This is a genomic window from Mesorhizobium sp. M4A.F.Ca.ET.020.02.1.1 (assembly GCF_004022645.1).
Classification (GTDB): Bacteria; Pseudomonadota; Alphaproteobacteria; order Rhizobiales; family Rhizobiaceae; genus Mesorhizobium.
On sequence record NZ_RZOI01000404.1, the window covers coordinates 1 to 5,487 of the forward strand.

General features: G+C 65.9%; 3 protein-coding genes. All 3 read right to left on the reverse strand.

The window, feature by feature from the left end:
• On the reverse strand, positions 1–458 hold a 458-nt coding region (locus tag EN742_RS22385; RefSeq protein WP_245492380.1), incomplete at its 3' end, for an MFS transporter.
• A 49-nt stretch (positions 459–507) separates the two neighbouring features.
• Entirely contained in the window at positions 508–1,251 is a 744-nt protein-coding gene (locus EN742_RS22390; protein ID WP_127407710.1) for a class I SAM-dependent methyltransferase, read from the reverse strand.
• A gap of 73 nt (positions 1,252–1,324) precedes the next feature.
• On the reverse strand, positions 1,325–5,487 hold a 4,163-nt coding region (locus tag EN742_RS22395), incomplete at its 5' end, for an NAD-glutamate dehydrogenase (protein WP_148670194.1).

Sequence of the window (5,487 nt, forward strand, 5' to 3'; positions counted from 1 at the left end):
AGGGCGATATTGGAGACGCGGCCGATCTCGCTCTTCGGCACCAGGCGCGGCATCATCGAATCATTGAAAACAGTGGAGAACTCCGCCGCCACCGAGGCCAGCGAGAACAGCAGCACGATCAGGAAGACGTTCGAGCCGGGGGCGGCAAGCCACAGCAGCGTCAGGCTGGTGATCTTGATCGTCGCGAAGAAGGCGATCCACGGCTTGCGCGGCCCGGTCTGGTCGGCGATCGAGCCCAGTATCGGCGACAGCACGGCGATGACCAGTCCGGCGGCGGCGATGCCCCAGGCCCAGGCGGCCTGGCCCATCACCGGATCGCTGACCATGCGCGAGGCGAAGTAAGGCCCGAAGATGAAGGTGGTGACGACGGTGAAGAACGGCTGCGCCGCCCAGTCGAAGAACATCCAGCCCCAGATGCCGCGCCCCGACGCCCGCTGCACTGTCTCTATTGCCGCCATGCTGATTCCCTCGGCCCGCCCCGCGTCGGGCGCCATGTCTGCATGTTTTTCATGACGGTGCAAATGCGGCCGGCTTCCTGCCCGCGACGGCTGTCGCGCAGCCGAAGAAGAAGCGCTTGAACTCGACCTCGAGCCCCTCGGCCCTCAACATTTCCGCCACGGCGGAAGCGTCGCCGAAATTGGTCGAGGAGGTGCCGATCATCGAGAAATCCTGCGCGCCGTTGAGCAAGGTCCTTCCGACAAGCGGCAACACGACCTTCAGGTGGAACAGATAAAGCGGCCTCAACCACCAGCCTTTTGGATCGGATGCTTCGATCATGCAAAAGACGCCGCCGGGCCTGAGGCAGCGCGCGACCAGCCTGGCGAGCTTCGCATGCTGCTCGCTGTTGAAGGTCTTCAATCCGAAGGTGGAGACAATGAAATCGGCACTGGCGTCGGGCAGGTCGCTGGCCAGCACGTCATCCTCGATGAAGGCGATCCTGTGGGCGCGATGCGCATGCAAGCGCTCCATCGCGCGCTTGTGCATGCCGGAAGAAATGTCGACAGCCGTTATGGCGCCGATATCGGGAAAGCGCCTGAGCAGATGCGGCCAGACTTCGCCAGTCCCGGCCATCAGATCGTAGCCCGTCGGCCGCGGCACCTGGGAGACCGGCATCAGTTCGACGCATTGCCGGCGCCAGCGCTCGGTGAAGCCGAACGAGCAGATCCAGCTGAAGGTGATGTACTGGCCGGAGCAGCGGTCGAAGACACCTTTGACGAACTGCGCGTCGTAGATGTCCTGGCCCGCTGCCATATCGCCATCGCGGCGGGCGGGACGGTCAGTCGGTGCCTGCCGAACTGGATGATCGCCCTCGAGCCTGCTCAGCCTACATCCCCGTCAGATCGCTCATCAGCCCGGATGCCACCGACAGCCTCGACACAGTGATGTCGCCGCCCTCGGTCAGCGCCTGCAGCCGCTCGCGGATGCGCGCGACGCGTTCGCCGCCGGCCTCCAGCCAGGCCGTCACCGGGTCGGCCGCCTTGGCATGGGCGGTCAGCGCCGCAACCGCGATGCCGCGCCGGGCGGCGCCGATCGTGTCGGCCGCGCGTGAAAGCGCCAGCTGGTCGTAATAGTCCGGCGGCGAGATCGCGCGCGTCGCTTCCTCGATGCGCGGAATGCGGAAGGCGTCGCTGACGGCGAAGAAGGCCTTCGCCGCGGCGACGATATCGGCATTGGCGGTGCGCGCCGTCAGCGCGATATCCGGGATCAGTTCCCCGACATCGGCGAGCGCCAGCTGTCCGGCAAGCCTCTCCGGTGCCCCGGCCTTGAACAACCCATGCCGCCGCTCCTCGATCCGCTCGCGCGAATATGCCGGCAACAGCGAGGCGAGCTTCGGCTCCAACACCTTGCGTGCCTCCTGCAGCTCGGCGATGCGCTGGCCGAGCGGCGCGGTGCCGGCGTCGTTCTTCAGGTACCAGCCGCTGGTCATGAAGATGAGCCGGCTAACTGCCTGATAGAGATCGAGCTGCACTTGGCCGTCGATCTGGTTGTCGAGCGCGTCGATCTCGCGATAGAGCGCCGGCAGCGCGAAGCCGTCGCGCACCACGGCAAAGGTGCGCACCACGTCGGCGGCGGTGCGTCCGGTGGCCTCCTGCAGCCGGTTCACGAAGGACGGTCCGCCGCGATTGACGAGGTCGTTGGCGACCACGCGGGCGATGATCTCGCGGCGCAGCCGGTGGCCGTCGATCTCGGCGGCGTATTTCTTCGCCATCCGGTCCGGGAAATAGCCAAGCAGATCGCGCTCGAAATGCGGATCGTCAGGCACGTCGCTGGCGACGATGTCGGAGAACAGCACGATCTTGGCATAGGCCAGCAGCACACCGAGTTCGGCCCGGGTCAACGGCTCGCCACGCGCCTCGCGCTCGGCAAGGGCCGCCGGGGATGGCAGCGTCTCGACCGCACGGTTGAGCAGGCCCCGCGCCTCCAGCGCCGTCATGAAGCGGCTCTGATGCGCGATGTCGGCCAGCCCACGCTTGCGGGCGATCGAGAGCGCCAGCGTCTGCTGGTAGTTGTTGGACAGCACCAGCCCGCCGACCTCGCCGGTCATCTCCGAGAGCAATTTGTTGCGCGCCGGCCGGGCTAGCTGGCCTTTGCGCATGGCCGATGCCAGCGCGATCTTGATGTTGACCTCGACGTCGGAGCAGTTGACGCCGGCGGAATTGTCGATGGCGTCGGAATTACAGCGGCCGCCGGCAAGCCCGAATTCGATGCGTGCCCGCTGCGTGACGCCGAGATTGGCGCCCTCGCCGATGACTTTGGCGCGCACGTCGAGCGCGGTGACGCGGATGGCGTCGTTGGCGCGGTCGCCGACATCGGCGTTGGTTTCGGTCGAAGCCCTGAGATAGGTGCCGATGCCGCCGAACCACAGCAGGTCGACAGGCGCCTTGAGGATGGCATTCATGATCTCGACTGGCGTCGCGGTGGTCTTGCCAAGCCCGATCGCGGCGGCGGCCGCCGGTGGCAGCGTGATCGACTTCTGATTGCGCGAGACGATGACGCCGCCTTGCGACAGTTTCGACTTGTCGTAGTCCTGCCAGGACGAGCGTGGCAGCGCGAACATGCGCTCCCGCTCGGCCATCGACGCCGCCATGTCCGGATCGGGATCGATGAAGATGTCGCGATGGTCGAAGGCGGCGATCAGCCGCGTCTGCGGCGACAACAGCATCCCGTTGCCGAACACGTCGCCCGACATGTCGCCGACGCCGACGACGGTGAAGGGCGAGGTCTGGATGTCGCGGTTCATCTCGCGGAAGTGCCGCTTGACCGCTTCCCAGGCGCCTTTGGCGGTGATGCCCATCTTCTTGTGGTCGTAGCCGGCCGAGCCGCCGCTGGCGAAGGCATCGTCCAGCCAGAAGCCGTGCTTCTCGGAGATCGCGTTGGCGGTGTCGGAGAAGGTCGCCGTGCCCTTGTCGGCGGCGACGACGAAATAGGGATCGTCAGGATCGCGCCGGACCACGCCGGCCGGCGGGATGACGCCGTCTATGCCGATATTGTCAGTGATCGACAAAAGGCTGGAGACATAGTTTTTGTAGGCCGAGGTGCCGGCCTCGAAGATGGCGTCGCGGCTGCCGCCGACGGGCAGACGCTTCGGATAGAAACCGCCCTTGGCGCCGACCGGCACGATGACGGCGTTCTTGACCTGTTGCGCCTTGACCAGGCCCAGCACCTCGGTGCGGTAGTCCTGGGCGCGGTCCGACCAGCGCAGGCCACCACGTGCGACCGGGCCGAAGCGCAGATGCACGCCCTCGACCTCGGAACCATAGACGAAGATCTCGCGCCACGGCCGCGGCGCCGGCAAGCCGTCGACCGCCTGCGAATCGAGCTTGATCGCCAGCGACTGCCCTCGCTCCTTCGTTCCGGAAACGAAATGATTGGTGCGCAGCGACGCTTCGATTAGATTGAGGTAGCGGCGGATGATGGTGTCGTCATCGATATTGGGCACCTCCTCCAGCGCATCCTTGATCTTGGCCTTGAGATGCTTGGCCGCCACCACGCCTTCCGTGTCGGCCGCCGGCCCGAGGCGGGCGACGAACAGCGCATGCAGGCCGCGCGCGATGTCGGGATAGCGGTTGAGCGCGGCTGCGATGAAATCCTGGCTCTGCGGAATGCCGGCCTGCTGCAGGTAGCGCCCATAGGCGCGCAGGATGGTGATCTCGCCCGACCACAGGCCGGCCGTCTGGGCAAGGCCATTGTAGCCGTCATTGTCGACGTCGCCGCGCCAGACCGACAGGAACGCATCCTCGAAAAGCCCGCCGCCGCCGGAAAGGTCGATCGGCTTACCGTAGCTGTTCTCCAGCTCCATGTCGTGGATGAAGACCATGCTGGACGGGTCCTCGCCGACCTCGAATGTGCGCTCGCTGATGACGCGGAAGCCGATGTTCTCCAGAACCGGCACCCGCCGCGACAGCGCCACCGGGCTGCCGTGGTGATAGATCTTCAGCGCCGCCTGATTCGGCTTCTGATCGGCGTGGCGGTAGTAGTCGATAGCTATCGGATTGGCCGCGCTGATTTTGGCGATGCGCCCGGCATCGGCCAGTGCCACCGCCGGAGAGAAGCTGTCGCGGTAGCTTTCGGAGAAGCGCGCTGCGATTGCCGTCAGCGCTCTCTCCGTGCCGGTTTCGGCCGCGGTCTCGCGCAGCGCATCGTCCCAGGTGCGCACGATGTCGCGGATCGCCGCCTCGATCGTTGCCTGCTCGACCTTCGGCGTCTTGCCGCCGGAGCGGCCGATGATGAAGTGGACGCGCGCCAGCCCGCCCTCGGGGAAGGCCGGATAGTAGGCCGACAGCCGGCCCGCGAAGACGGTCTTGAGGTAGGTGCCGATCTTCTCGCGCGCGACGCTGTCGTAGCGGTCGCGCGGCACGAAGACGAGGATCGAGACGAAACGGTCGAACTGGTCGACGCGCACCAGTGCCCTGACGCGCGGCCGCTCGATCAGGCCGAGGATCGCCTCGGCATGCTTCCTCAAGATCGGCACCGGGACCTGGAACAGCTCGTCGCGCGGGTAGCTTTCCAGCACGTTGATCAGCGCCTTGCCGGAATGGTCGTTCGGATTGAAGCCGGATTTGGCGATGATGGTCTCGGCCTTGGAACGCAGATAGGGGATCTTCATCACCGAGCGCGTGTAGGCGGTCGAGGTGAACAGGCCGACGATGCGCAATTCGCCGGAAAGCGTGCCCTTGGCGGTGTAGGTCTTGACGCCGATGTAGTCGAGATAGATGCGCCGGTGCACCGCAGACTTGGCGTTGGCCTTGGTGACGATCAGTGGCTCCGGCCCATGCAGGAAGGCGCGGATTTCGGGCGTCGTCGTCACCGCTTCGGTACCACGCCTCAGCACCAGAACATCCGGGTCGGAGAGGATGCCGAGCCCTGGCTTGTCGGCGCGCTCCAGCGTGCCGCTCTTTTCGCCGCCGGTGTATTTGAACTCGCGCATGCCGAGGAAGGTGAAATTGTCGTCGCGCAGCCATTCGAGGAAGGCAATCGCCTCGGTGA